The 23,191-nt window shown below is 55.1% G+C and carries 20 protein-coding genes; 14 read left to right on the plus strand and 6 right to left on the minus strand.

The features are described from left to right. The first annotated feature begins 67 nt into the window (after positions 1 to 67). Positions 68 to 1,216, plus strand: coding sequence for a murein transglycosylase A (mltA, locus tag K6L24_RS04270; RefSeq protein ID WP_222681975.1), 1,149 nt, complete (start codon positions 68 to 70; stop codon positions 1,214 to 1,216). A gap of 62 nt (positions 1,217 to 1,278) precedes the next feature. After that, entirely contained in the window at positions 1,279 to 2,088 is an 810-nt protein-coding gene (gene tcdA / locus K6L24_RS04275) for a tRNA cyclic N6-threonylcarbamoyladenosine(37) synthase TcdA (RefSeq protein WP_191927687.1), read from the plus strand. Positions 2,089 to 2,168: 80 nt separating this feature from the next. Here the strand turns inward: tcdA and csdE are convergent, their stop codons facing one another. Next, entirely contained in the window at positions 2,169 to 2,609 is a 441-nt protein-coding gene (gene csdE, locus K6L24_RS04280; RefSeq protein WP_222681976.1) for a cysteine desulfurase sulfur acceptor subunit CsdE, read from the minus strand. Positions 2,610 to 2,611: 2 nt separating this feature from the next. Continuing rightward, the gene (gene csdA, locus K6L24_RS04285; protein ID WP_222681977.1) at positions 2,612 to 3,817 is read right to left on the minus strand and encodes a cysteine desulfurase CsdA; all 1,206 of its coding nucleotides are present in this window, start codon (positions 3,815 to 3,817) and stop codon (positions 2,612 to 2,614) included. Positions 3,818 to 4,039: 222 nt separating this feature from the next. Here csdA and K6L24_RS04290 point away from each other — a divergent pair, with 222 nt between their 5' ends. The 4 genes from K6L24_RS04290 to rlmM all read left to right on the plus strand — a co-directional run bounded on the left by K6L24_RS04290 (position 4,040) and on the right by rlmM (position 7,100). Continuing rightward, positions 4,040 to 4,264, plus strand: coding sequence for a YgdI/YgdR family lipoprotein (locus tag K6L24_RS04290; RefSeq protein ID WP_062744236.1), 225 nt, complete (start codon positions 4,040 to 4,042; stop codon positions 4,262 to 4,264). A gap of 345 nt (positions 4,265 to 4,609) precedes the next feature. After that, positions 4,610 to 5,527 carry a transcriptional regulator GcvA gene (locus K6L24_RS04295; RefSeq protein ID WP_062744235.1) on the plus strand — a complete coding sequence of 306 codons (918 nt, stop codon included), beginning with the start codon at positions 4,610 to 4,612 and terminating at the stop codon, positions 5,525 to 5,527. Between the two features lie 84 nt (positions 5,528 to 5,611). Then, entirely contained in the window at positions 5,612 to 6,007 is a 396-nt protein-coding gene (locus K6L24_RS04300) for a DUF423 domain-containing protein (protein ID WP_222681978.1), read from the plus strand. Then, positions 6,000 to 7,100, plus strand: a complete 1,101-nt coding sequence (rlmM, locus tag K6L24_RS04305) for a 23S rRNA (cytidine(2498)-2'-O)-methyltransferase RlmM (RefSeq protein WP_062744233.1) — start codon at positions 6,000 to 6,002, stop codon at positions 7,098 to 7,100. The genes K6L24_RS04300 and rlmM overlap by 8 nt, the downstream gene beginning before the upstream one ends. A gap of 76 nt (positions 7,101 to 7,176) precedes the next feature. Here rlmM and xni read toward each other — a convergent pair whose 3' ends face one another. The 3 genes from xni to queF all read right to left on the minus strand — a co-directional run bounded on the left by xni (position 7,177) and on the right by queF (position 10,402). Next, entirely contained in the window at positions 7,177 to 7,926 is a 750-nt protein-coding gene (xni, locus tag K6L24_RS04310) for a flap endonuclease Xni (protein WP_062744232.1), read from the minus strand. 33 nt (positions 7,927 to 7,959) lie between these two features. Beyond that, positions 7,960 to 9,324 (minus strand): nucleotide 5'-monophosphate nucleosidase PpnN, encoded by a 1,365-nt coding sequence (gene ppnN / locus K6L24_RS04315; protein ID WP_062744231.1) that lies wholly within the window; start codon positions 9,322 to 9,324, stop codon positions 7,960 to 7,962. A 232-nt stretch (positions 9,325 to 9,556) separates the two neighbouring features. Next, positions 9,557 to 10,402: an NADPH-dependent 7-cyano-7-deazaguanine reductase QueF gene (queF, locus tag K6L24_RS04320; protein ID WP_222681979.1), complete on the minus strand. Its 846-nt coding sequence runs from the start codon at positions 10,400 to 10,402 to the stop codon at positions 9,557 to 9,559. Between the two features lie 135 nt (positions 10,403 to 10,537). On the opposite strand from queF, the gene syd reads away from it, so the two are divergent. The 4 genes from syd to K6L24_RS04340 all read left to right on the plus strand — a co-directional run bounded on the left by syd (position 10,538) and on the right by K6L24_RS04340 (position 13,278). Continuing rightward, a complete protein-coding gene (syd, locus tag K6L24_RS04325; RefSeq protein WP_062744229.1) occupies positions 10,538 to 11,089 on the plus strand; it encodes a SecY-interacting protein in 552 nt (183 codons plus the stop codon). A 611-nt stretch (positions 11,090 to 11,700) separates the two neighbouring features. Beyond that, positions 11,701 to 12,027, plus strand: a complete 327-nt coding sequence (locus K6L24_RS04330; RefSeq protein WP_062744228.1) for a YqcC family protein — start codon at positions 11,701 to 11,703, stop codon at positions 12,025 to 12,027. After that, the gene (gene truC / locus K6L24_RS04335; protein ID WP_062744227.1) at positions 12,027 to 12,800 is read left to right on the plus strand and encodes a tRNA pseudouridine(65) synthase TruC; all 774 of its coding nucleotides are present in this window, start codon (positions 12,027 to 12,029) and stop codon (positions 12,798 to 12,800) included. Before K6L24_RS04330 ends, truC begins: the two co-directional genes overlap by 1 nt. A gap of 28 nt (positions 12,801 to 12,828) precedes the next feature. Continuing rightward, the gene (locus tag K6L24_RS04340) at positions 12,829 to 13,278 is read left to right on the plus strand and encodes a flavodoxin (protein ID WP_222681980.1); all 450 of its coding nucleotides are present in this window, start codon (positions 12,829 to 12,831) and stop codon (positions 13,276 to 13,278) included. Between the two features lie 61 nt (positions 13,279 to 13,339). On the opposite strand, the gene barA is transcribed toward K6L24_RS04340, so the two are convergent. Continuing rightward, complete coding sequence (barA, locus tag K6L24_RS04345) at positions 13,340 to 16,066, minus strand: two-component sensor histidine kinase BarA (RefSeq protein ID WP_062744225.1); 2,727 nt, start codon at positions 16,064 to 16,066, stop codon at positions 13,340 to 13,342. 667 nt (positions 16,067 to 16,733) lie between these two features. Here barA and relA point away from each other — a divergent pair. The 4 genes from relA to eno all read left to right on the plus strand — a co-directional run bounded on the left by relA (position 16,734) and on the right by eno (position 23,140). Continuing rightward, positions 16,734 to 18,971 carry a GTP diphosphokinase gene (gene relA, locus K6L24_RS04350; protein WP_062744224.1) on the plus strand — a complete coding sequence of 746 codons (2,238 nt, stop codon included), beginning with the start codon at positions 16,734 to 16,736 and terminating at the stop codon, positions 18,969 to 18,971. Positions 18,972 to 19,144: 173 nt separating this feature from the next. Further along, on the plus strand, positions 19,145 to 19,927 hold the full coding sequence (gene mazG, locus K6L24_RS04355; protein WP_137269011.1) for a nucleoside triphosphate pyrophosphohydrolase: 783 nt from the start codon (positions 19,145 to 19,147) through the stop codon (positions 19,925 to 19,927). A gap of 199 nt (positions 19,928 to 20,126) precedes the next feature. Continuing rightward, on the plus strand, positions 20,127 to 21,764 hold the full coding sequence (gene pyrG, locus K6L24_RS04360; protein ID WP_062744222.1) for a glutamine hydrolyzing CTP synthase: 1,638 nt from the start codon (positions 20,127 to 20,129) through the stop codon (positions 21,762 to 21,764). A gap of 80 nt (positions 21,765 to 21,844) precedes the next feature. Continuing rightward, positions 21,845 to 23,140 (plus strand): phosphopyruvate hydratase, encoded by a 1,296-nt coding sequence (gene eno / locus K6L24_RS04365; RefSeq protein ID WP_062744221.1) that lies wholly within the window; start codon positions 21,845 to 21,847, stop codon positions 23,138 to 23,140. Positions 23,141 to 23,191 lie beyond the last annotated feature (51 nt).

Below are 23,191 nucleotides of genomic sequence, written 5' to 3' on the forward strand. Positions count from 1 at the left end.
GCGCATTTTATTCTGACGATGCCTTTGCTATCTTCGCGCAGGGTTCCCGTATAAAGGTAGAGATGGCATGAAAGCAGGTTGGGCAAAATATCTGGTGACCGGCACGCTGCTGGCGCTGCTGGCAGGGTGTTCATCAAAACCCACCGATCGTGGGCAGCAGTATAAGGACGGGAAACTCGATCAGCCGCTGGCGCTGGTCAATCAACCCAATGCGAAAGGACGCCCGGTCAACGGTAAGGACTTTGCCGACCAGGTTTCTCAGATTCGTTTTGCCTCGTCGGCAATGTATTCCCGACAGGCGGGGACTTACAGCGCGATAGAGAGCTGGCTGATGGCCGGTGGCGATACCCGCCAGCTTCGCCAGTTTGGTCTGGACGCATACCAGATGGAAGGAACCGATAATTACGGCAACGTCCAGTTTACCGGTTACTACACGCCGGTGATTCAGGCGCGCTATACCCGTCAGGGCGAATTCCAGTATCCTTTATATCGTATGCCACCGCGTGCAAAGGGCAGGAAACTGCCCAGCCGTGCGGATATTTACAGCGGTGCGCTGGATGACCGCTACGTGGCGGCTTACAGCAATTCGCTGATGGATAACTTTATTATGGATGTGCAGGGCAGCGGTTATGTTGACTATGGCGACGGCCGCCCGCTGATGTTCTTTGGCTATGGTGGTAAAAATGGCCATGCCTATCGCAGCATCGGTAAGGTTCTGATCGATCGTGGTGAAGTGAAACGGGAAGACATGTCAATGCAGGCTATCCGCCAGTGGGGGGAAGAGCACAGCCCGGCTGAGGTACGTGAACTGCTGGAACAGAACCCTTCCTTTGTGTTCTTTAAGCCTGAGAATTTTGCCCCGGTGCGCGGTGCCAGCGCGGTGCCTCTGGTCGCGAAAGCGTCCGTGGCGTCTGACCGATCGTTGATCCCTCCGGGAACCGCTCTGCTGGCAGAAATTCCACTGCTGGACAACAACGGTAAATTTACCGGAAAATACGAAATGCGCATGATGGTATCGCTGGACGTTGGCGGTGCCATTAAAGGTCAGCACTTCGATATTTACCAGGGAATTGGCCCGGATGCCGGGCATATGGCGGGCTGGTTCAACCATTATGGCCGTGTCTGGGTGCTGAAAAATGCGCCCGGCGCCGGAACGCCACTCTTCTCGTCTGCACAGAATAACGCTTCTCAGCGTGGTCTGCTGGTCAGCCAGTAAATCGCGGTGGGCCGGGTACCGGCCCGCCGTTCGTTGGGACGCGTTTCGAGGAATAATGAATGATGGTTCTTTCAGACGCCTGGCGGCAACGCTTTGGCGGAACGGCGCGCCTGTATGGTCAGTCAGCGCTCCAGCTTTTTGCTGATTCACACGTCTGCGTGGTGGGCATTGGCGGCGTGGGCTCATGGGCGGCGGAAGCGCTGGTGCGAACCGGCATCGGGGCGATTACGCTGATCGATATGGATGACGTCTGCGTCACTAACACCAATCGCCAGGTTCACGCACTGAAAGAAAATGTGGGCCGGGCGAAAACCGAGGTCATGGCCGAACGTCTGCTGGCTATCAATCCCGAATGTCGGGTGATCTGCGTGGATGATTTTATTACGCCAGATAATACTGCCGCGCTGATTGGTAAAGATTTCAGCTATGTCATTGATGCAATTGACAGCGTACGGCCAAAAGCCGCGCTGCTGGCCTGGTGCCGCCGTAATAAAGTCCCGTTGGTCACCACGGGCGGTGCGGGCGGTCAGATTGATCCGACGCAGATCCAGGTGGCAGACCTGGCGAAAACCATTCAGGATCCGCTGGCGGCGAAATTGCGTGAGCGGCTGAAAGGCGATTTTAATATCGTGAAAAACAGCAAAGGCAAACTGGGAATTGACTGCGTCTTTTCTACCGAGGCGCTGATGTACCCGCAGCCCGACGGTTCGGTCTGTGCATCACGCAGTACCGCAGAAGGGCCAAAGCGGATGGACTGTGCGGCCGGATTTGGCGCGGCCACCATGGTGACCGCCACGTTTGGTTTTGTCGCGGTTTCACACGTGCTGAAGAAAATGATGGCGAAAGCGACCCGTGAGGGTAACCCCACATAGGGGAGAACTTCGTCATGATCAGACCTTTTTGCACCGGCCGCCCGAATTAACCCGTCTGCAGTGGTAAGTGACCCCCTCTCTTAACCGGTGGCAGCCCGCATGACCGCTGCCGCCATCGCCTGTAAGCCTGCGCTGCGTGAGGCGCTAAGCTGTTCCATTAAACCCAGTGCGGCAAACAGCGCCAGCGGATCTTCCTGCCGCAGCCGGGCGGCGGTTTTGCCCTCTACCGCCGTTAACAGTACTGCCAGCAGCCCGCGAACAATACGTCCTTCGCTGTCACCAAAGAAATGCAGCCGGCCGTCTTCCATCAGCTGATGGCCCAGCCAGACACGGTTTTCACAGCCGCTTAATTCAATAGCGGCGCTTTTCATTGCCTCGGGCAGCGGGGGCAGTTGTTTGCCCAGCAGGATAAGCTGGCGGTAGCGATCTTCCCACTGCCTGAAGTGGGAAAATTGCGCCCGCAGAGCGTCGGGGGTTATCGTGATGCCAAAAGGGTGCGGCGCGACAGGGGATAAAGTCATGATTAATCAGCCAGTAAGGTCAGGGCGGTGGTCATGGCCGCGACCAGCGCGTCCACGTCTTCCGGGGTGTTATAAGGCGCGAATGAGGCGCGTAGCGTACCGCTGACGCCCAATGCGGCCAGCAGCGGCTGGGCGCAGTGCTGACCCGCGCGAACGGCAATACCGCTGCCAGCCAGCAGCATCACCACATCGCTGTGATGGACGCCGGCAATATCAAATGCCAGCAGGCTGGAGTGGCTGGCACGGTAGCTGCGGAAACCTGGCAGCAGTGACAGACGGGCTTCCGCCTGGGAGGCCAGCTCACAGCTCCAGCGCTCGGCGGCGGTGACATCCACATGGCTTAACCACTCCAGCGCGGCGCTCAGGCCAATCACACCGGCCACGTTCGGCGTACCGGCCTCGAAGCACCAGGGGACGGCCTGGGGAGTAAATCCATCGAAGTCCACGCGGCTGATCATTTTGCCGCCGCCCTGCCAAGGCGCCATTTCTGCCAGCCGTTCAGCCTGGCCATACAGGACACCGATCCCCATTGGTCCATACAGTTTATGGCCAGAAAAAGCGTAAAAATCAATATTCAGCGCCTGTACGTCCGGGGGACAATGAACCACGCCCTGCGCGCCATCTACCATCACTTTTGCCCCGCAGCCATGGGCCAGATCGATGATCTGTTTCAGATCAGGACAGCCGCCGGTGACGTTGGACATCTGTCCGATGGCCACCAGGCGGGTTCGGGCATTGAGCAGATCCGGGAGCAGGTGCAGATCCGGCAGGCGATCCTGCCCAATGGGCCACTTCACGACGCGGGCCCCCGTCTGCTCTGCCACCATCAGCCACGGCACGAGGTTAGCATGGTGTTCTGCTTCGCTGACCACAATCTCATCCCCTGGCCGCAGGCGCGGACGCAGCCAGCTTTGCGCCACGAGGTTAATGGCCTCGGTGGTGCCTTTCGTCCAGACGATGCTGTGACGGTCTGCGGCATTTAGCAGTTCCGCAACCTGTGCGCGCGCGTGTTCAAAACGGTCGGTCAGGTGCTGTGCAGCGGCATACTGGCTGCGGTGAACCGTACCGGCGCTCAGACGATAAAACTGTTCCGTCGCGTCGATGACGCTCTGTGGTTTCAGCGCGGTCGCTGCACTGTCAAGATAGCAGGATCCCTCGTTCAGGGCGGGAAACTGCTTACGAAACAGCGATGGATTAAATGATGTCATACTTTTTGCGCGTTCCTGTGGAATGGGGCGTGCTTTTTAGGACCAAACTGAAATGACTGAGGATTTCTGGCAAAGCTGAAAAAGCGCGTTATGCTGAATTATGACTGCTTTACCTGTTTGCCCGCAATGATACGCACTGTTCAGTAGGCTTTTTTAATGTGTTTTTGGCCACGATTCCGACAGTGCTTCGGGTATTTCCTGTCTCAAAATGGAGAAATAAAAATGAAAAAGTTAGCTGCTGTAATCGCTGCCTGTGCCATGACGTTCACGCTGGCGGCCTGTTCAAGCAATTACGTTATGCACACCAATGATGGACGGACGATCGTTGCCGACGGCAAGCCTATGGTAGACGATGAAACCGGGATGATCAGCTACAAAGATGCCAACGGGACAAAACAGCAGATCAACCGCTCAGATGTCAAAGAGATGGTCGAAGCGGGACAGTAAATTCCAGATAAAAAAAAGCACCGCGCTTGGCGGTGCTATTAAAAATCAATATGGACAGACAGGGTAAATCTACAGGAATAAAAGGTAGCCAGGCTACCAGACCTGAAAATCGTCAGGTCAAATGCAAACACAACATCACGACACAAGCCAAAAGCCCCTCAAAATTCCGCGAGTTAACACCAAATTTTAATGCGCTTTTCGTTCCGGCTCAGGAAGTGCCGCAACTATAGGTATTTGCTGGTAGTTCCTCAACGGACAATTTATAATGCCTCGGATAAAAAAAACTAATACGTAACTCTGTGTAACAGAGCAACATCTTGCTGTGATGAAAAGTACCCCTCTACCATGTCGAAACGTTTACCACCTTTAAATGCGCTGCGTGTTTTTGATGCTGCAGCGCGTCATCTCAGCTTTACCAAAGCTGCAGAAGAACTGTTCGTTACCCAGGCCGCCGTCAGCCACCAGATTAAGTCACTGGAGGACTTTCTGGGCCTGAAGCTGTTCCGCCGCCGTAACCGGTCTCTGCTGCTGACCGAAGAAGGGCAAAGTTATTATCTCGATATTAAAGAGATTTTCACCGCGCTGAATGACGCCACGCGCAAGCTGCAGGCCCGCAGTGCGAAAGGGGCGCTGACGGTCAGTTTGCTGCCCAGTTTTGCTATTCAATGGCTGGTTCCCCGGCTGACCAGCTTTAACTCAGCTTATCCGGGAATCGATGTGCGTATCCAGGCGGTGGATCGTGATGAAGAGAAACTGGCCGATGATGTCGATGTGGCCATCTTCTACGGGCGAGGCAACTGGCCAGGTCTGCGCGTAGAGAAACTTTATGCGGAGTATCTGCTGCCCGTCTGCTCACCGCTGCTGTTAACCGGGGAACGCCCTCTGACCTCACCCGCTGCGCTGGCAGGGCATACGCTGCTGCATGATGCCTCACGCCGTGACTGGCAGGCGTATACCCGTCAGTTGGGCCTTAACAGTATCAATGTGCAACAGGGACCGATTTTCAGCCACAGTGCGATGGTCCTGCAGGCGGCGATCCACGGTCAGGGGGTGGCGCTGGCCAATAATGTGATGGCAGAGAGTGAAATCGAAGCCGGCAGGCTGGTGTGTCCTTTTAATGACGTGTTAGTCAGTAAAAATGCTTTTTATCTGGTTTGTCATGACAGTCAGGCAGAACTGGGTAAAATAGCGGCCTTCCGCCAGTGGATCCTGGCAAAAGCGGCCAGCGAACAAGAAAAATTTCGCTTTCGCTACGATCACTGATTGAACGGCCCCCGCCGATACGCGGCAGGGAAGAAGAACGGGCAGCAGGAGGCACGCCTCCCTGCCCCGAAAGAGGATGAGGTCATGTCCAGTCGTGCAATGCTAATTTTTGCCGCCATCAGTGGATTTTTCTACGTGATGCTGGGGGCGTTTGGTGCCCACGTGTTAAGTAAGTCGCTCGGAAGCGCAGAAATGGCCTGGATGAAAACCGGGCTGGAATATCAGGGGTTTCATACCCTGGCGATACTGGGTCTGGCGACAGCGATGCTGCGTCGGGCCAATATCTGGTTTTACTGGAGTAGCGCGTTTCTGGCTCTTGGTACCGTATTGTTCAGCGGCAGTCTTTATTGTCTGGCGTTGTCGCACCTGAAGCTGTGGGTGTATATCACTCCGATTGGTGGCACCTGCTTCCTGCTGGGTTGGGTTTTGATGTTGGTTGGCGCACTGCGTCTGAAAAAAAGGGCAGATCGCCATGAATAAGATTTTACTGTATTGCCGTCAGGGTTTTGAAAAAGAGTGTGCCGCCGAAATTACGGCCAAGGCCGCTGAGCGTGAAGTGTATGGCTTTGCCCGGGTTAAAGACGACTCGGCTTACGTGCTTTTCGAGTGCTACCAGCAGGGCGAAGCAGAAAAGCTGCTTAATACGCTGCCCTTCAGTGAGCTGATCTTTTCCCGTCAGATGATCGTGGTCGGCGAACTGTTGCGCGACCTGCCAACGGAAGATCGCATCTCGCCGGTGGCGGGCATGCTGACCGGTGTGGTGGAGAAGGGCGGCGATTTGCGCGTTGAGGTACCAGATACCAATGCCAGCAAAGAGCTGCTCAAGTTCTGCCGCAAGTTTACCGTACCGCTGCGTGCCAGCCTGCGGAAACAGGGGATCCTCCTTAACTATGAAAGCAATAAGCGCCCGGTGGTTCACGTGTTCTTTATTGCGTCCGGCTGTTGCTATGTGGGCTATTCGCTGCCGGAGAATAACTCAGCGCTGTTTATGGGCATCCCCCGTCTTAAGTTTCCTTCCGATGCACCAAGCCGTTCAACCCTGAAGCTGGAAGAGGCTTTCCATGTCTTTATCCCTGCCGATGAGTGGGATGAACGTCTGGCCAGCGGCATGTGGGCCGTCGATCTCGGCGCGTGCCCTGGCGGCTGGACCTATCAGCTGGTGCAGCGCAGCATGATGGTGAATGCAGTCGATAACGGACCCATGGCGCCCAGCCTGATGGATACCGGACAGGTGTTCCACCAGCGTGAAGACGGTTTCAAATACCGGCCAACACGCAGCAATAACTACTGGGTGGTCTGCGATATGGTGGAAAAACCCATCCGCGTGGCGAATCTTATGGCCGACTGGCTGGTCAATGGCTGGTGCCGAGAGGCGATCTTCAACCTCAAGCTGCCGATGAAAAAACGCTACGAAGAAGTGTCACAGAATCTGGCGATGATCGACGAAAAACTGAAAGAGAATGGGATCAATGCCCAGATTCAGGCGCGCCAGCTTTACCATGACCGTGAAGAAGTGACGGTGCATATCCGTCGTATCTGGAGTGCCGCACCGGGTCGTCGCGACGAGCGCTAACATCCGCTGCGTTGCCGGGCCGATCGTGGATCCGATCGGCCCGCAGACCGGACAGTATGTCTGCTTTGCCTGCTATTTATGGCAGACGTAAATCCTTCAGGTTCCCTTCCAGCACTAAATCGGTTTTCAGCGTGGCCACCTGACGGCAAATCTCAGCCATCTGCTGGTGTTCTGCCAGTTTTTTACGCCATTTTTCCGGCACCTGATCCAACTGCTGATAGAGCGCTGTCAGCGTGCCGAACTGTTGCAGCAGCTGGCTGGCGCTTTTGCCGCCAATGCCTGCCACGCCGGGGATCTTGCTGCTGCTGATGCCGGCCAGCCCCCAGTAATCGGGCAGCTGCGCGGGGGACACGCCAAACTCTGCGGCAATAAAAGGCACATCCAGCCAGCGCTTCTGAAAGTAATCGCGGATTTGTATCGTCGGTGCCAGGAGCTGACAGTAGCCCTTATCGGTAGAGACAATCGTTGCCTGATGGCCTGCGGCGGCCACCTTGCTGGCCAGGGTCGCCGCCAGGTCGTCAGCCTCATCGCCCTCAGAATGCCAGCTGGCGATGCCGATGCTGGCAAACGCCTTGCGTAACAGCGGCATCTCATCACGCAGCGTATCCGGCATCGGGGAACGGCCCGCTTTATAATCCGGCAACAGTCGGTGACGCCAGCTGTCGCTGCGATCGTCATCATCGAAGACGGCCACGGCGTGGGTGGGGCGGGTGTGCAGCAACAGCTGTTGCAGGGCATTCAGACAGGTATCCTGGCAGGGAGAGCCCTGGACGGCGTGAATGCGCCGAATCAGATTCAGCGCATCGATAATTAACAGATGTATCATCAGATAACCCTGAGCGGCCCGCAGGCCGCTCTTTTACTTAATGATTTCGTAGCAGGGGATATAAGCGCTGCCCGGCAGTTTCATACGATGCTGGGCAACGAAGCCTTGCAGCAGATCGTCCATGCGTCGCATGATTTCCGGATCGCCGTGCAGTTTATAGGGCCCTTTCTCTTTAATGGCCTGGATGCCAACATCCTTTACATTTCCCGCCACGATGCCGGAGAATGCGCGCCGCAGAGCGGCTGCCAGCTGTTCGGCCGGCTGGTCAGGTGAGAGATTAAGGTTCGCCATATTCTCATGGCTCGGCATAAACGGCATTTGCAGATCGGGGGCAATACGCAGTGCCCAGTTAAAGCTGTAGGCATCGCCGGTTTCGCGACGGTACTCTTTGACCTTCGGCATGGCTTTTTTCATTACCCGCGCCACTTCTGCCGCATCATCAATAATGATGGTGTAGTGCCTGCGCGCCTCATCGCCCAGCGTGTTGACGATAAACTCGTCCAGCACGCGGAAGTAATCAGCGCTTTCTTTCGGGCCGGTCAGGATCAGCGGCAGTACCTGGTCGTGATTGTGTGGGTTCATCATAATACCCAGCAGATACAGCAGCTCTTCCGCCGTGCCCACACCGCCCGGGAAGATAATGATGCCGTGAGCGATGCGCACAAAGGCTTCCAGACGTTTTTCAATGTCCGGCATGATGATCAGTTCATTGACCAGCGGATTGGGCGGCTCGGCAGCAATGATCGAGGGCTCTGTCAGGCCGATAAAGCGGCTGTCCCGGTAGCGCTGCTGGGCGTGACCCACTGCCGCGCCTTTCATTGGTGCTTCCATCACCCCCGGCCCACAGCCGGTACAGATGTTCAGTTCGCGCAGGCCCAGCTGGGAGCCCACGCTCCGGCAGTACTGGTATTCAATGGCATTAATGGAGTGCCCTCCCCAGCACACCACGGTGTTCGGCTCCTCACCCACATGCAGGGCGCGGGCATTTCGCAGGATAGAGAACACCAGGTTAGTGATATGCACCGGGTCTTCTGTTTCAAACTGCTGAAAACGCCCGGCGTTATCAATTTTCCCGTTCAGGAAGAGAATGTCGCGCAGTACGGCAAACAGGTTAGCCTGCAGCGCACGAATAATCCGTCCGTCCACAAAGGCTTCTTCTGGCGGATTAATCAGTTCCAGTTTCACGCCCCGCTCGCGGCGCAGCACGTTAATGTCAAAATTTTCAAAGCGTGAGAGCAGTTCATGGCTGCTGTCGGTCTGGCTGCCGGAGTTGAGCACAGCCAGTGAGCAGTTACGAAAGAGCTGATAGAGGTCGCTGCTGGCCGTGCGTTTCAGCATATCGACTTCAAGCTGAGAGAGCAGATCCATTGAGCCGAGTGGGCTGACATGTGTAATCAAGTGAACTCCTTTACACCCGCCGGGTGTGCAGTGACTCCACGGCCTCGCGGTCGCAGAGAAAAGATATCCTTAAGCAATATCGCGACCTGACCGAAAGCGAAGATTTGCCCTTACAGGCATCGGATCGGGTGGGCAGGTTCGCCGCGCGTTGGGGGCGACGTATCGCTGTCCGCTGTCAGAGTAGCGTTTTCCAGTGATATTTAACAACAGGTTAACGTGCGGCAGGACAGAATTACTGACGAACCAGCCGTGAGCGACTTGCCACAAAAGTATCATTCGTACGCCACGGGTTGATATCCAGCCCACCCCGCCGCGTGTAGCGCGCATAGACCGTCAGGCTTTCCGGCTGGCAGTAATGCTGAATGTCGTTGAAAATACGTTCAACACACTGTTCGTGAAACTCATTATGATTGCGGAAAGAGACCAGATATCGCAGCAGCGCTTCACGGCGGATACGTGGACCGCGGTAGGTGATCTGCACGGATCCCCAATCCGGCTGGTTGGTGATCAGGCAGTTCGATTTCAGCAAATGACTGACCAACTGCTCTTCAACCCGCTCGTGGGAGGTCGCGTCACGCAGATAGTCAGCACTGAACGCGTAGTTATCGATGGTAATGTCCTGTTCATCAATGCATTCGCCGCTAAAGCGGCCAACAGGCTGCCCTTCGATTTCCTGCAGGCGGAACAGTGCCACGCTCACCTTGCCCTGGGCACAGGCGCTGAGGTCACGTTCCAGTGTCTGACGGACCTCTCCCCAGTTGGCAAATGAACTCTGATTAAAGCTGTTCAGATAAAGTTTGAAGCTTTTTGACTCGATGAGATTCACACTGCCGGCATCCAGCGTAACTTCCCCTATCGCGACCTGCGGCAGTCCCTTGCTGTTGAGCCAGGAGAGCTCATACAGCGTCCAGATATCTGCACCGCTGAACGGCAGATTTTCGGGATACAACCCCAGCGGCTCGCGGTTAAGGCTGCGCGGCACGGCCTGCAACAGTTCCGGCTGGTAGTGATCGTGATATTCTGTGGGTTTCCCCAGGCTCAGGCCTTCCAGTGCCTGATGATGCTCGTATGAAGACATGGTGTTACCTTGTGTTACCTTAATGCACCCGCCGTGGCAGATGTGTGGATACGTTCGGGTACTGTCAGTGCGCGAAGAGCGTGACAAGTACATCAGGCTGTCAGTGTAACTCAGCAAGCAAAGAGTGAAAAAATAATGATCGAAGAAACCTCCCAGGCATTACGCGATTTTAGTCATCGCTACTGCGAACTCTGGCAGCAACATCATGGCCATGCCCCGGCCAGTACAGAACTGCACGGCATACCTTCTCCCTGCATTGTTGCTGCGCACGAGGATGAGGTCTGGTGGCAGCCGCAGCCCTTTACGCTGGCCAAAAATCTTGATGCGGTTGAACGGGCGCTCGATCTGAGACTGCAACCATCGATAGCGGGCTTCTATACCACGCAATTTTCTGGTGACATGAAGGGAACTTTTGCCGGACGGCGTGTGTCTCTTGTACAGGTGTGGAGTGAAGACGACTTTGTCCGTGTGCAGGAAAACCTGATCGGGCATCTGGTGATGAAGCGTCGTCTTAAACACTCCCCCACAACCTTTATTGCCACAACAGAGTCTGAACTCGAAGTGGTGTCGGTGTGTAACATCAGCGGCGAAGTCATTATTGAGCAGTTAGGTACGACAAAACGTGAAGTCATCACCCCCTCTCTTAAGAAATTTCTTATTCTTTTACAACCTCTTAGTGAGCGTTGATCAGATTTAAGCCATTCCTTGTGTGCGATATCTCTCACAAACACTGTGAGAGATCGCTACGATTATTGCAGATATCGCATTCGTTCATTTTGTAAAAATATTGTAGATCATAACGTTATGAGACCGGTTGCTGATATTGGCGTGTAAGACGCTTAAAAAGCACGACAGGGTGTCTTGTTTGCTTATGCTGATCGGGCAGAATAGCACCCAACGCAAAGGATGCGCAGGACTGGAACAGACATCATGATGATGTCACTCATGGAATGAGACGGACCCGTCTGGATGATGTATCAGGGAAAGGCTTCGGGAAGAAGCGAGGACACCTCAGGATGAGGTAAGGGACACCTCCAGGAAGGAGAATGTGAACCGAACAGGATGGTTTGGTTGGCAGGGATGTCAAAGGACTTGCATCAGGATGATGCTTAGCTCAGGAGAGCACAGGAATAGTTTTCAAGGATGAGCAGGGAGCATAAAGGTAGCTGGAGCGCTGCAAACGAACCAGGGGCACTGTTAACACAGTGCCCCTTTTTTTTGTTGAAATTTTTGCCCTGCGCAGTGCCAGTGATATGCTTTGCGCTCATTATCCCCGAAGCCTAATCAGGAGGTTGCTTATGATGCGTGAACAGCAGGTTCAGGAACGATTGCTGGCGATTGAAACGCAGCTTAAAACCGCCGGTCTCTGGCAGGCGGTCGCCCCCAATAGTGAAGCGTTTGCCAGCACAGAGCCTTTCTGTGTGGATACCATGACGCCACTGCAGTGGCTGCAATGGGTGTTTTTGCCGCGTATGCAGGCGCTGCTTGATGCCGGGGCCGCATTACCGGTTTCACTGGCCATCGCCCCTTATTATGAAGTCTGGCTTGAGGGAGAAATCCCGGAGCGTGCCCAACTGCTGCACTGTTTAAATGCGCTTGACCAGCTGTTCGAGTCGCCCAACTGATGCTGGAGATTATTTACCAGGATCAGTGGTTGGTGGCGGTCAATAAACCCTCCGGCTGGCTGGTACATCGCAGCTGGCTGGATCGCCATGAAACGCAGTTTGTGATGCAGACGGTGCGCGACCAGATTGCACAGCATGTGTTTACCGTACACCGTCTGGACAGACCTACCTCCGGCGTACTGCTGATGGCGCTGTCCAGCGAAGTGGCGCGCCTGCTTTCTCAACAGTTTGAGCAGCACCAGCTGCAAAAAACCTACCATGCCGTGGTGCGTGGCTGGCTGGAAGGCGAGGACAGGCTGGACTATGCCCTGACCGAAGAGCTGGATAAAATTGCGGATAAATTCAGCCAGCCGGAAAAAGCGCCGCAGCCAGCCGTTACCCACTGGCGCGGGCTGGCCACGGTCGAGCAGCCTTTCCCGGCCGGTCCGTACCCGACATCGCGCTATTCGCTGATGGAGATGAAGCCTGAATCCGGACGCAAGCATCAGCTCCGGCGACATATGACTCATCTGCGTCACCCCATCATCGGTGACAGCGCCCACGGTGATCTCAAGCAGAACCGGGCTGCGGCAGCGAACTTTGGCATGAATCGTTTGATGCTGCACGCCAGCGAGCTTTCACTGAAACATCCGGTCACGGGTGACCCCCTGCGGATCCATGCAGGGCTGGATGACGTCTGGCAAACGGCGATGTTCCGGTTCGGCTGGCAGCACTGCCTTCCTGACGTGCCGCGGGTTGAGTTCGCGACGCAACGCCCGCAGGATAGTGAATAATAATCAGCATCAACAATGGAGAAAAAGCATGGCTGAGGTAGGCATTTTTGTCGGTACCGTTTACGGTAACGCCCTGTTAGTGGCGGAAGAAGCGGAACCCCTGCTGGTGGCCGCAGGCCATCAGGTAAAGATTTTTGAGGATCCCACGCTGGAAGAGTGGCAGCGCTATGCCGAGAAGGTCGCGCTGGTGATCACTTCAACCACCGGCCAGGGCGATCTGCCGGACTGCATTGTCTCGCTGTACAACGGCATCAAAGATAAGCTCGGTTATCAGCCGACCCTGCGTTACGGCATCATTGCGCTGGGTGACAGCAGTTATGACGCGTTTTGCGGTGGAGGGAAAAAGTTTGCAGAGCTGCTGCAGGATCAGCAAGCGGTTCGCGTCGGAGAGATGCTGCTGGTTGATGCCACGGAGAACCCGGAGCCGGAAGAGGTGACCTCCCCCTGGGTAGAGGAATGGGCGAAACTCCTCGGTTAAAGATAACCATCCCCCGGGTTTTCTGTCTGTGACGGTGAGGCACGCCTCACCGTCACAGGCCTTACAGCTTCAGGCGTTCTTTCGCCAACTGCGCCACGTTTTGCATCTCATCCAACAGCTCGAAAAGCTCCGGTTCGACCAGCGTCAGGTCTCTGCTGTTGCGCAGGCTCTGCTCCAGTTGCAGACAGAGCTGTTTCATTCGGGGCACACCGCTGTAGCTGGCGCTGCCATGCAGTTTATGAATGATATCGCTCAGGGCATCCGGATTATCCTCTGCCATATATTGCTCAACCAGCCCCTGCACTTCCGGCAGGAAATCTACCAGCATCTGTAACAGATCGCGGGCCAGATCGGGCTTATTCGCGGCCTGACGCAGTGCCAGCGGCCAGTCGAGGGAGGCGGGGACCTCAATGATTTTCGGTATTGCCCGCTGCCCGCCGGGCGTATATCGGGCGAGCAAACGGCTGAGTTTTTGTTCATCGATCGGTTTAGCCAGATAATCATTCATTCCCGCTTTAATCAGCTGTTCACGTTCACCGTCCATGGCATGTGCCGTCACGGCAACAATCGGCGTATTGGCGTGCTGGGGCAGGGTACGTATGGCTTCACTGGCGCGGATACCGTCGATCTCCGGCATCTGAATATCCATCAGGATAATATCCAGATGCTGCTGACGTGCCTGAGTGATCGCCCCTTCACCGCTGTCGCACAGGACGATCTCTGCCACCTGCTCTTCCAGCAGGGCACCAATCAGCTTGAGGTTAGCCGGGTTATCGTCTACCGCCATCACGCGTAACGGCAGACGGGGACGTTCAGGTAAGGGCAGGGTATCACGACGATGATGATCGACCAGTAATGGGATCAGGCGGGTCATGGATATCGGCTTAATCAGACAGGCGGTTACGCCGCGTGCTTTCAGCTCCTCAGCGAAGACCTGCATCTGGAAGGGCAGTGCCATAATCACGCTGCTTGCCCGTTGCAGAATGGGCTGCAACTGTTCACTGCTCATCTCCAGATTTTGCGCATCGGCCACCGGCAGCCCCATCAGCAGCACGTCATAGTGTTCGTCCGGAAGGGCGCTGAGCGTCGGACTGTAGCTGATTTTCATTGGTGTCGCTGCCAGCATATCCAGCAGGGCTTTCGCCGCCGTCTCGTTTGGCTCGACATAGGCCATGTGCTGCCCTTCAATACAGTCCATCACGCGTGGATCGCTGGCAGCATTAGGGTTAAGTGCCAGATTCACGTGGAACCAGAAGGTGGAACCGTGGTTAAGGCGGCTGTGGAAGGAGATTTCCCCGCCCATTTCATTGACCAGTTTCTGGGTGATCACCAGCCCCAGGCCGGTCCCGCCATGGCGGCGAGAAATGCTGGCATCTGCCTGGCGGAAGGCCTGGAACAGCTGTGACTGCTGCTTTTCGGAAATGCCGATGCCGCTGTCATGGATCTGCACCTCCAGCTCCATGCGATTGTTGCTCAGCGCGCGCTTTTCCACGCGAATATCGATATTGCCGCGTTCGGTAAATTTGATCGCATTACCCAGCAGGTTGACGATGATTTGCTGCATACGCAGTGGATCGCCAATGGCATTATCCGGAACGTCTCCCTGAATGTTCAGCGTCAGTTCCAGCCCTTTTTCATGCGCTGACTGCGCCAGCAGCACGACAACCTCATCCAGGGTGGCGCGCAGCGGGAAAGGGATGGTTTCCAGAACCAGCTTCCCGGCTTCCAGCTTCGAAAAGTCGAGAACATCATTGATGATACTCAACAAATTGTTCGCCGAGCGTTCAATGGTATGCAGGTAGTCGCGCTGAGTGGAGTTCAGCATGGTTTTCAGCGTCTGGCGGGTAAAGCCGATTACCCCGTTTAATGGTGTACGCAGCTCATGCGACATATTGGCGAGGAACTCTGATTTAATGCGTGCCGCCTCCTGAGCGCGTTTTTTCGCCAGATCCAGCTCGACGTTCTGGATCTCCATCTGCTCCAGTGTCTCACGCAGATCGGAGGTGGCCTGGTCGATATTTTGCTGCATCTCTTCATGGTACGCGGTGAGAGACATGGCCATCGAGTTGATACCATTCTTCAGCACGTCCAGCTCACCGAGCATATGACCTTCTACGCGACTGTCGAGCTGACCACGGCGGATGCGGTCAACGGTGCTGACCATGTTGCGAATCGGCCCAGTGACATCGCGCATCAGGCGGTAGGCAAACACCATGGCAATACACAGGCACAGCAGCAGCAGCAGGGTGGAGATAAACACTTCTTTATACTGCTGAAGCCGGACTGACTGTAAATCCAGCTCAATGGCAACGTATCCGAGGGGGTTACCGGTGGGTTTGGCGTCCTGGCCCGGGGATTCATCCGGGTAGTAGGTTTCAGACAAAATCGGCGTGCGCAGAATCACCGAGTTACCGTGGCGTTCCTTCATAAAGCGCATCGTTAATGGGGTGTTATCAGGCAGGCGAAGCAGGTCCGGTGTCTGGTGATAGTTTGAGGTAACAAACAGCTGATTCTGGTCATCGAAAACAGAAATTGCCCGCACAATATCGGAATGGCGGCGGTGCAGCAGGCTGACCAGCTGACGCACTGACTCACGGCTGTGAAAGGTCATGCCATATTCACTGGAGACAGCCAGGGGTTCGATAATATTGACTCCGGCATCGGTCAGCTGGCTCTGCAGTTCGTTGTAACGGTTAACCACGAAAAAGGTCGAGAGCAGCAGCCCGATCATCAGCGTCGGAGCCAGAATCAAGATCATCATTCGCGCCCGCAGGCTGTATTTGGTCATAGTATTCCCTGTAGGCGGCGATTCGCGCTGTGCCGTTCCCATGGCATGAAGGTCTGTACGGGCAATAACCGGTTCGCCAGCAGGCGATGTCCGATTATTTCTGCTGATAATGATGACGTGTGAACATCAAAGAAACAATGACCAAATGCGTGCGGTAAAAAGAGGGCCGTTGCTCCATGATGAGGCCCGCACTTAAGGCATTTTGTCCGTGATGCTATGATTGTCACGGATTTCACCGGCAGAATTCTCCAGACTGCGCCCGTATTGTGGGCCAGCCGGCTGTGGGCAGGTGCAGATTTATGCGATATTTTTGAATATCAGGGACTATTTCCTGCAAAAACTGGAACAATTTTCGCATAAGCCTAAGCTATGACGGCAGCCACCCGCTGATCGGGGACGGCTGTGTGATTAGTATTGGAAGTTTTATCCCATTATCGGGAAAATATGGGCCGAAAATGTCGCAGGTATTGCTGGCAGTGCAGCATTAGCGGCCAAGGCTGCGTATAATGTCACGACACGAACCCGGGACAGTCAGGTATGACTGCGGTCCGGCTACCTACAGGAACGGATGCGGCTGTGCGTCGGGGGGGAACCTGTCGGCAGGCGGTGTCCATGGCGTGTTTAGCCGAAAATAAGCCCCTGAACAGAGGCGATGCCAGGAGAGGATATGGTTGCGGTAAGAAGTGCACATCTGAACACGGCTGGCGAGTTTGCACTCGACCAATGGATCACCAGTCTGGGGATCTCCAACCAGCAGTCATGTGAACGACTGGCCGAAACCTGGCGCTACTGTGAAGCCACCACCCAGGGCCACCCCGATGCTGCACTGCTGCTGTGGCGCGGCGTTGAGATGGTGGAAATCCTGTCGATGCTCAGTATGGACTGCGAAACGCTTTGCGCCTCATTGCTGTTCCCGCTGGCCGATGCGGGCGTGGTCAGTGAAGCACTGCTGGAGGAGCAGCACGGTAAAGCTATCGTCTCGCTGGTGCACGGCGTGCGTGATATGGATGCCATCCGTCAGTTAAAAGCCACCCATAATGATTCGATGGCCTCTGAGCAGGTCGATAATGTACGCCGGATGCTGCTGGCGATGGTGGAAGATTTCCGCTGCGTGGTGATCAAGCTGGCGGAGCGTATTGCGCACCTGCGTGAAGTGAAAGACGCACCGGAAGATGAGCGCGTACTGGCAGCCAAAGAGTGCACCAATATCTATGCTCCCCTGGCAAACCGTCTAGGCATCGGCCAGTTAAAATGGGAGCTGGAAGACTTCTGCTTCCGCTATCTGCATCCGGACGAATACAAGCGCATTGCCAAACTGCTGCACGAGCGCCGCATTGACCGTGAAGACTATATTGATACCTTCGTGCAGTCACTGCGCACCGAGATTGTGAAAGAGGGCGTGAAAGCCGAAGTCTATGGCCGCCCGAAACATATCTACAGCATCTGGCGCAAGATGCAGAAAAAATCCCTGGCCTTTGACGAGTTGTTTGACGTGCGTGCAGTGCGTATCGTGGCCGAACGCCTGCAGGACTGTTATGGCGCGCTGGGTATTGTCCACACGCTTTATCGCCATCTGCCGAGCGAGTTCGACGACTACGTCGCCAATCCTAAACCTAACGGCTATCAGTCCATTCATACCGTGGTACTGGGGCCAAAAGGCAAAACCGTTGAAATTCAGATCCGCACCCGTCAGATGCATGAGGATGCCGAGCTGGGCGTGGCCGCGCACTGGAAATACAAAGAGGGCGCGACAGCGGGCGGCAGTGCGCGCGGTGCTTCCGGTCACGAAGGGCGCATTGCCTGGCTGCGTAAGCTGATCACGTGGCAGGAAGAGATGGCGGACTCCGGCGAGATGCTCGACGAGGTGCGCAGTCAGGTATTTGACGATCGGGTCTATGTGTTTACCCCGAAAGGCGACGTGGTCGATCTGCCGGCCGGCTCCACGCCGCTGGATTTTGCTTACCATATCCACAGCGATATTGGCCATCGCTGCATCGGTGCCAAGATTGGCGGGCGCATCGTGCCGTTCACCTATCAGCTGCAGATGGGTGACCAGATCGACATTATTACCCAGAAGCAGCCGAACCCGAGCCGCGACTGGCTTAACCCGAATCTGGGGTATGTTACCACCAGCCGGGGGCGCTCCAAGGTTCATGCCTGGTTCCGTAAGCAGGATCGGGACAAGAACATCATCGCCGGACGTCAGATCCTCGACAGCGAGCTGGATCACCTCGATATCAATCTGAAAGATGCTGAAAAGCTGCTGCTGCCGCGCTACAACTTCAATTCCCTGGACGAACTGCTGGCGGCCATTGGTGGCGGCGATATTCGTCTGAATCAGATGAGCAACTTCTTGCAGTCGAAGCTGAATAAGCCCAGCGCCGAGGAAGAGGATCGCGAGGCGTTGCAGAAGCTGACGCAGAAAACCTCGAACAGCGTGCCGCGCAGTAAAGAGAGTGGCCGCGTGGTGGTGGAAGGTGTCGGTAATCTGATGCACCATATTGCCCGCTGCTGCCAGCCTATCCCCGGTGACGATATCACCGGGTTTATCACCCAGGGGCGCGGTATCTCCATCCACCGCGCCGACTGTGACCAGTTGGCTGACCTGATATCACACGCGCCGGAACGTATCGTCGATGCAGTCTGGGGAGAGACTTATTCCAGCGGTTATTCGCTGGTGGTGCGCGTCACCGCCAACGATCGCAGCGGGCTGCTGCGTGATATCACCACCATACTGGCCAATGAAAAGGTTAACGTGCTGGGGGTGTCCAGCCACAGCGATACGAAGAAGCAGCTGGCCACCATCGATATGGATATTGAGATATACAACCAGCAGGTGCTGGGACGGGTGATTGCCCGGCTCAACCAGGTGCCGGACATCATCGACGCCAGACGATTACACTGATCTGCCATGTTGTCCTCCGGCAGTGCTCACCCCTGGTCACATACTCGTGTAGATGACCAGGGGGATTGCGCGTTGGCGGTGAACAAACGGCCTGCGCCAGTAACGCCACGACGTGGCCTGTTGTAAAACCCCATCAGGCCTGCCAAACAAATAAGACTTAAATGGATTAAATTATGACTTCTCTCGATCGCCTGCTGGGCATCATGAAAACCCTGCGCGATCCGGAAAGCGGCTGCCCGTGGGATCGCCAGCAGACCTTTGCTTCCATCGCCCCTTATACTCTTGAAGAAACCTATGAAGTCATCGATGCGATTAACCGCGCTGACTTCGACGATCTGCGCGGAGAACTTGGGGATCTGCTGTTCCAGGTGGTGTTCTATGCCCAGATGGCACAGGAAGAGGGGCGCTTTAACTTTGATGATATCTGCAACGCCATCAGCGACAAACTCGAACGCCGTCATCCGCACATTTTTGCCGACGCTCAGGTCAGCGGCAGCGCTGAGGTGCTGGTGAACTGGGAGCAGATCAAAAGCAACGAGCGGGCCGGTAAAGCCCAGCATTCTGCGCTGGATGATATTCCACAGGCGTTACCGGCGCTGATGCGCGCGCATAAAATTCAGAAGCGCTGCAGCAACGTCGGTTTCGACTGGACGACCCTTGGCCCGGTGCTGGACAAAGTGCATGAAGAGATCGATGAAGTGATGCACGAAGCGCAACAGGCGGTGATAGACCAGGACAAGTTGGAAGAGGAGATCGGTGACCTGCTCTTCGCGACGGTAAACCTGTCACGCCACCTCGGCAGTAAAGCGGAAACTGCGCTGCAAAAAGCCAACACCAAATTTGAACGCCGCTTCCGTCAGGTTGAACAGATTATCGCCGCGCAGGGGATGACGATGCAGCAGGCCACGCTTGAAGAGATGGAAGCCGCATGGCAGGTGGTCAAATCTCAGGAATAACAGGCTGACACGATTCAACAAAAGTGTGACGTGCATCAATCTCCTGGGGCGCGTATTCCGGTAATCTCAGGGTGGTAAATGCGGTGGGAAGCACACAACCGGAAACGATCAATTGTCGCCACGGGGTGTTTCGGGTATACTATTTTCCCGTCCTGGTTATCCATTCCATCGTCTTTAAACCTACATTCTCAGGTTCAGCATGACAACGAACTATATATTTGTGACCGGCGGGGTCGTTTCCTCTCTGGGTAAAGGCATTGCCGCAGCTTCCCTGGCCGCTATCCTTGAAGCACGTGGTCTTAACGTGACTATCATGAAGCTGGACCCGTACATTAACGTGGATCCAGGTACCATGAGTCCCACCCAGCACGGTGAAGTCTTCGTCACCGATGACGGGGCGGAGACCGATCTGGATCTTGGCCACTATGAGCGTTTCATCCGGACTAAGATGAGCCGCCGTAACAACTTCACCACCGGTCGAATCTACTCAGAAGTGCTGCGCAAAGAACGTCGCGGTGACTACCTGGGCGCGACCATTCAGGTGATCCCACACATTACCAATGCAATCAAAGAACGCATCATCGAAGGCGGCGAAGGCCACGATGTGGTGCTGGTAGAAATTGGTGGCACCGTAGGTGACATCGAATCCCTGCCGTTCCTTGAGGCGATCCGCCAGATGGCGGTAGACGTGGGCCGTGAGCACACGATCTACATGCACCTGACGCTGGTGCCGTACATGGCAGCAGCGGGCGAAGTCAAAACCAAGCCTACTCAGCACTCCGTTAAAGAACTGCTTTCTATCGGTATTCAGCCGGATGTGCTGATTTGCCGTTCAGACCGTGCCGTTCCGGCAAATGAGCGTGCGAAAATAGCGCTGTTCTGTAACGTGCCTGAAAAAGCGGTTATCTCGCTGAAAGACGTCGACTCCATTTATAAAATCCCAGGCATGTTGAAATCGCAGGGCCTGGATGACTACATCTGCAAGCGCTTCAACCTGAACGCCCCGGAAGCCAATCTGGCCGAGTGGGAGCAGGTGATTTATGAAGAAGCTAACCCGGGTGGTGAAGTTAACATTGGTATGGTCGGCAAATATGTCGAGCTGCCGGATGCCTACAAATCAGTGATTGAAGCCCTGAAGCACGGTGGCCTGAAAAATCGCGTTACTGTGAATATCAAACTTATTGACTCTCAGGATGTCGAAACCCGTGGTGTTGAAGTGCTGAAGAATCTGGATGCTATCCTTATTCCTGGCGGTTTCGGCTATCGCGGCGTTGAAGGCAAACTGATGACCGCGCAGTACGCCCGTGAAAATAACATCCCTTACCTGGGCATCTGCCTGGGAATGCAGGTGGCGTTGATGGAGTTTGCCCGTAACGTGGCGAACATGCCGGGTGCGAACTCGACTGAGTTTGTCCCTGACTGTAAGTACCCGGTTGTCGCGCTGATTACTGAATGGCGTGATGAAGACGGCAACGTTGAGCAGCGTTCTGAGCAGAGCGATCTGGGTGGAACCATGCGTCTGGGCAGCCAGCAGTGCCAGCTGACCGAAAACAGCCTGGTGCAGAAGCTGTACGGCTCTGACACTATTGTTGAGCGTCACCGTCATCGTTATGAAGTCAACAATATGCTATTGAAGCAGATTGAAGCGGCTGGATTACGTGTTGCAGGCCGCTCAGGGGATGACCAGCTGGTGGAGATCATTGAGCTTCCTGACCACCCCTGGTTTGTTGCGTGTCAGTTCCATCCGGAATTCACCTCAACACCTCGAGACGGGCACCCGCTGTTCAGTGGCTTTGTTAAAGCCGCCAGTGAGTACCAGAAGCGTTTGGCAAAATAAGTGTTTTCATAACCTCTTGAAATCGTAAGGCTTCAAGAGGTGCGTCTAAGTTTAAGCTAACTTGTACTGAGGAAAAACTAATGTCCAAAATCGTAAAAGTCATCGGTCGTGAAATCATCGACTCCCGTGGAAATCCGACCGTTGAAGCTGAAGTGCACCTGGAAGGTGGCTTTGTTGGTCTGGCAGCAGCACCATCAGGGGCTTCTACCGGTTCCCGCGAAGCGCTGGAACTGCGTGACGGTGACAAATCTCGTTTCCTGGGTAAAGGCGTGACCAAAGCGGTTGCTGCGGTTAACGGTCCAATCGCTGATGCGGTCACCGGTAAAGACGCGAAAGACCAGGCCAACATCGATAAAATCATGATCGATCTGGACGGTACAGAGAACAAATCTCAGTTTGGTGCTAACGCCATCCTGGCCGTTTCTCTGGCGGCGGCGAAAGCTGCTGCGGCAGCGAAAGGCATGCCACTGTACGAGCACATCGCTGAACTGAACGGCACCCCAGGCAAGTTCTCTATGCCACTGCCAATGATGAACATCATCAACGGCGGCGAGCACGCAGACAACAACGTCGATATCCAGGAATTCATGATCCAGCCTGTTGGCGCGAAAACGCTGAAAGAAGCGGTTCGCATGGGTTCTGAAGTTTTCCACACCCTGGCAAAAGTGCTGAAGTCTAAAGGTATGGGTACTGCGGTTGGTGACGAAGGTGGCTACGCGCCAAACCTGGGTTCTAACGCCGAAGCACTGGCTGTTATCGCTGAAGCGGTAAAAGAAGCGGGCTACGTTCTGGGTAAAGACATCACCCTGGCGATGGACTGTGCAGCCTCTGAATTCTACAAAGACGGCAAATATGTGCTGGCTGGCGAAGGCAACAAAGCCTTCACTTCTGAAGAGTTCACTCACTTCCTGGAAGACCTGACCAAACAGTACCCAATCGTCTCTATCGAAGACGGTCTGGACGAATCTGACTGGGCTGGCTTCAAATACCAGACCGAAGTGCTGGGCGACAAAATCCAGCTGGTGGGCGACGACCTGTTCGTTACCAACACCAAGATCCTGAAAGAAGGTATCGATAAAGGCATCGCTAACTCCATCCTGATCAAATTCAACCAGATCGGTTCTCTGACCGAAACCCTGGCTGCGATCAAAATGGCAAAAGACGCGGGCTACACTGCGGTGATCTCTCACCGTTCAGGCGAAACCGAAGATGCCACTATCGCTGACCTGGCGGTAGGTACTGCAGCGGGCCAGATTAAAACCGGTTCGATGAGCCGTTCTGACCGTGTTGCTAAGTACAACCAGCTGATCCGTATTGAAGAAGCGCTGGGCAACCGTGCGCCGTTCAATGGCCTGAAAGAAGTTAAAGGTCAGTAAGCTGCTGTTATTCTGAGCCGTTTATCAGGCTGAGGATAATCTGAAAAGCCC

Origin of the sequence: Erwinia persicina, assembly GCF_019844095.1 — a bacterium.
Lineage (GTDB): Bacteria > Pseudomonadota > Gammaproteobacteria > Enterobacterales > Enterobacteriaceae > Erwinia > Erwinia persicina.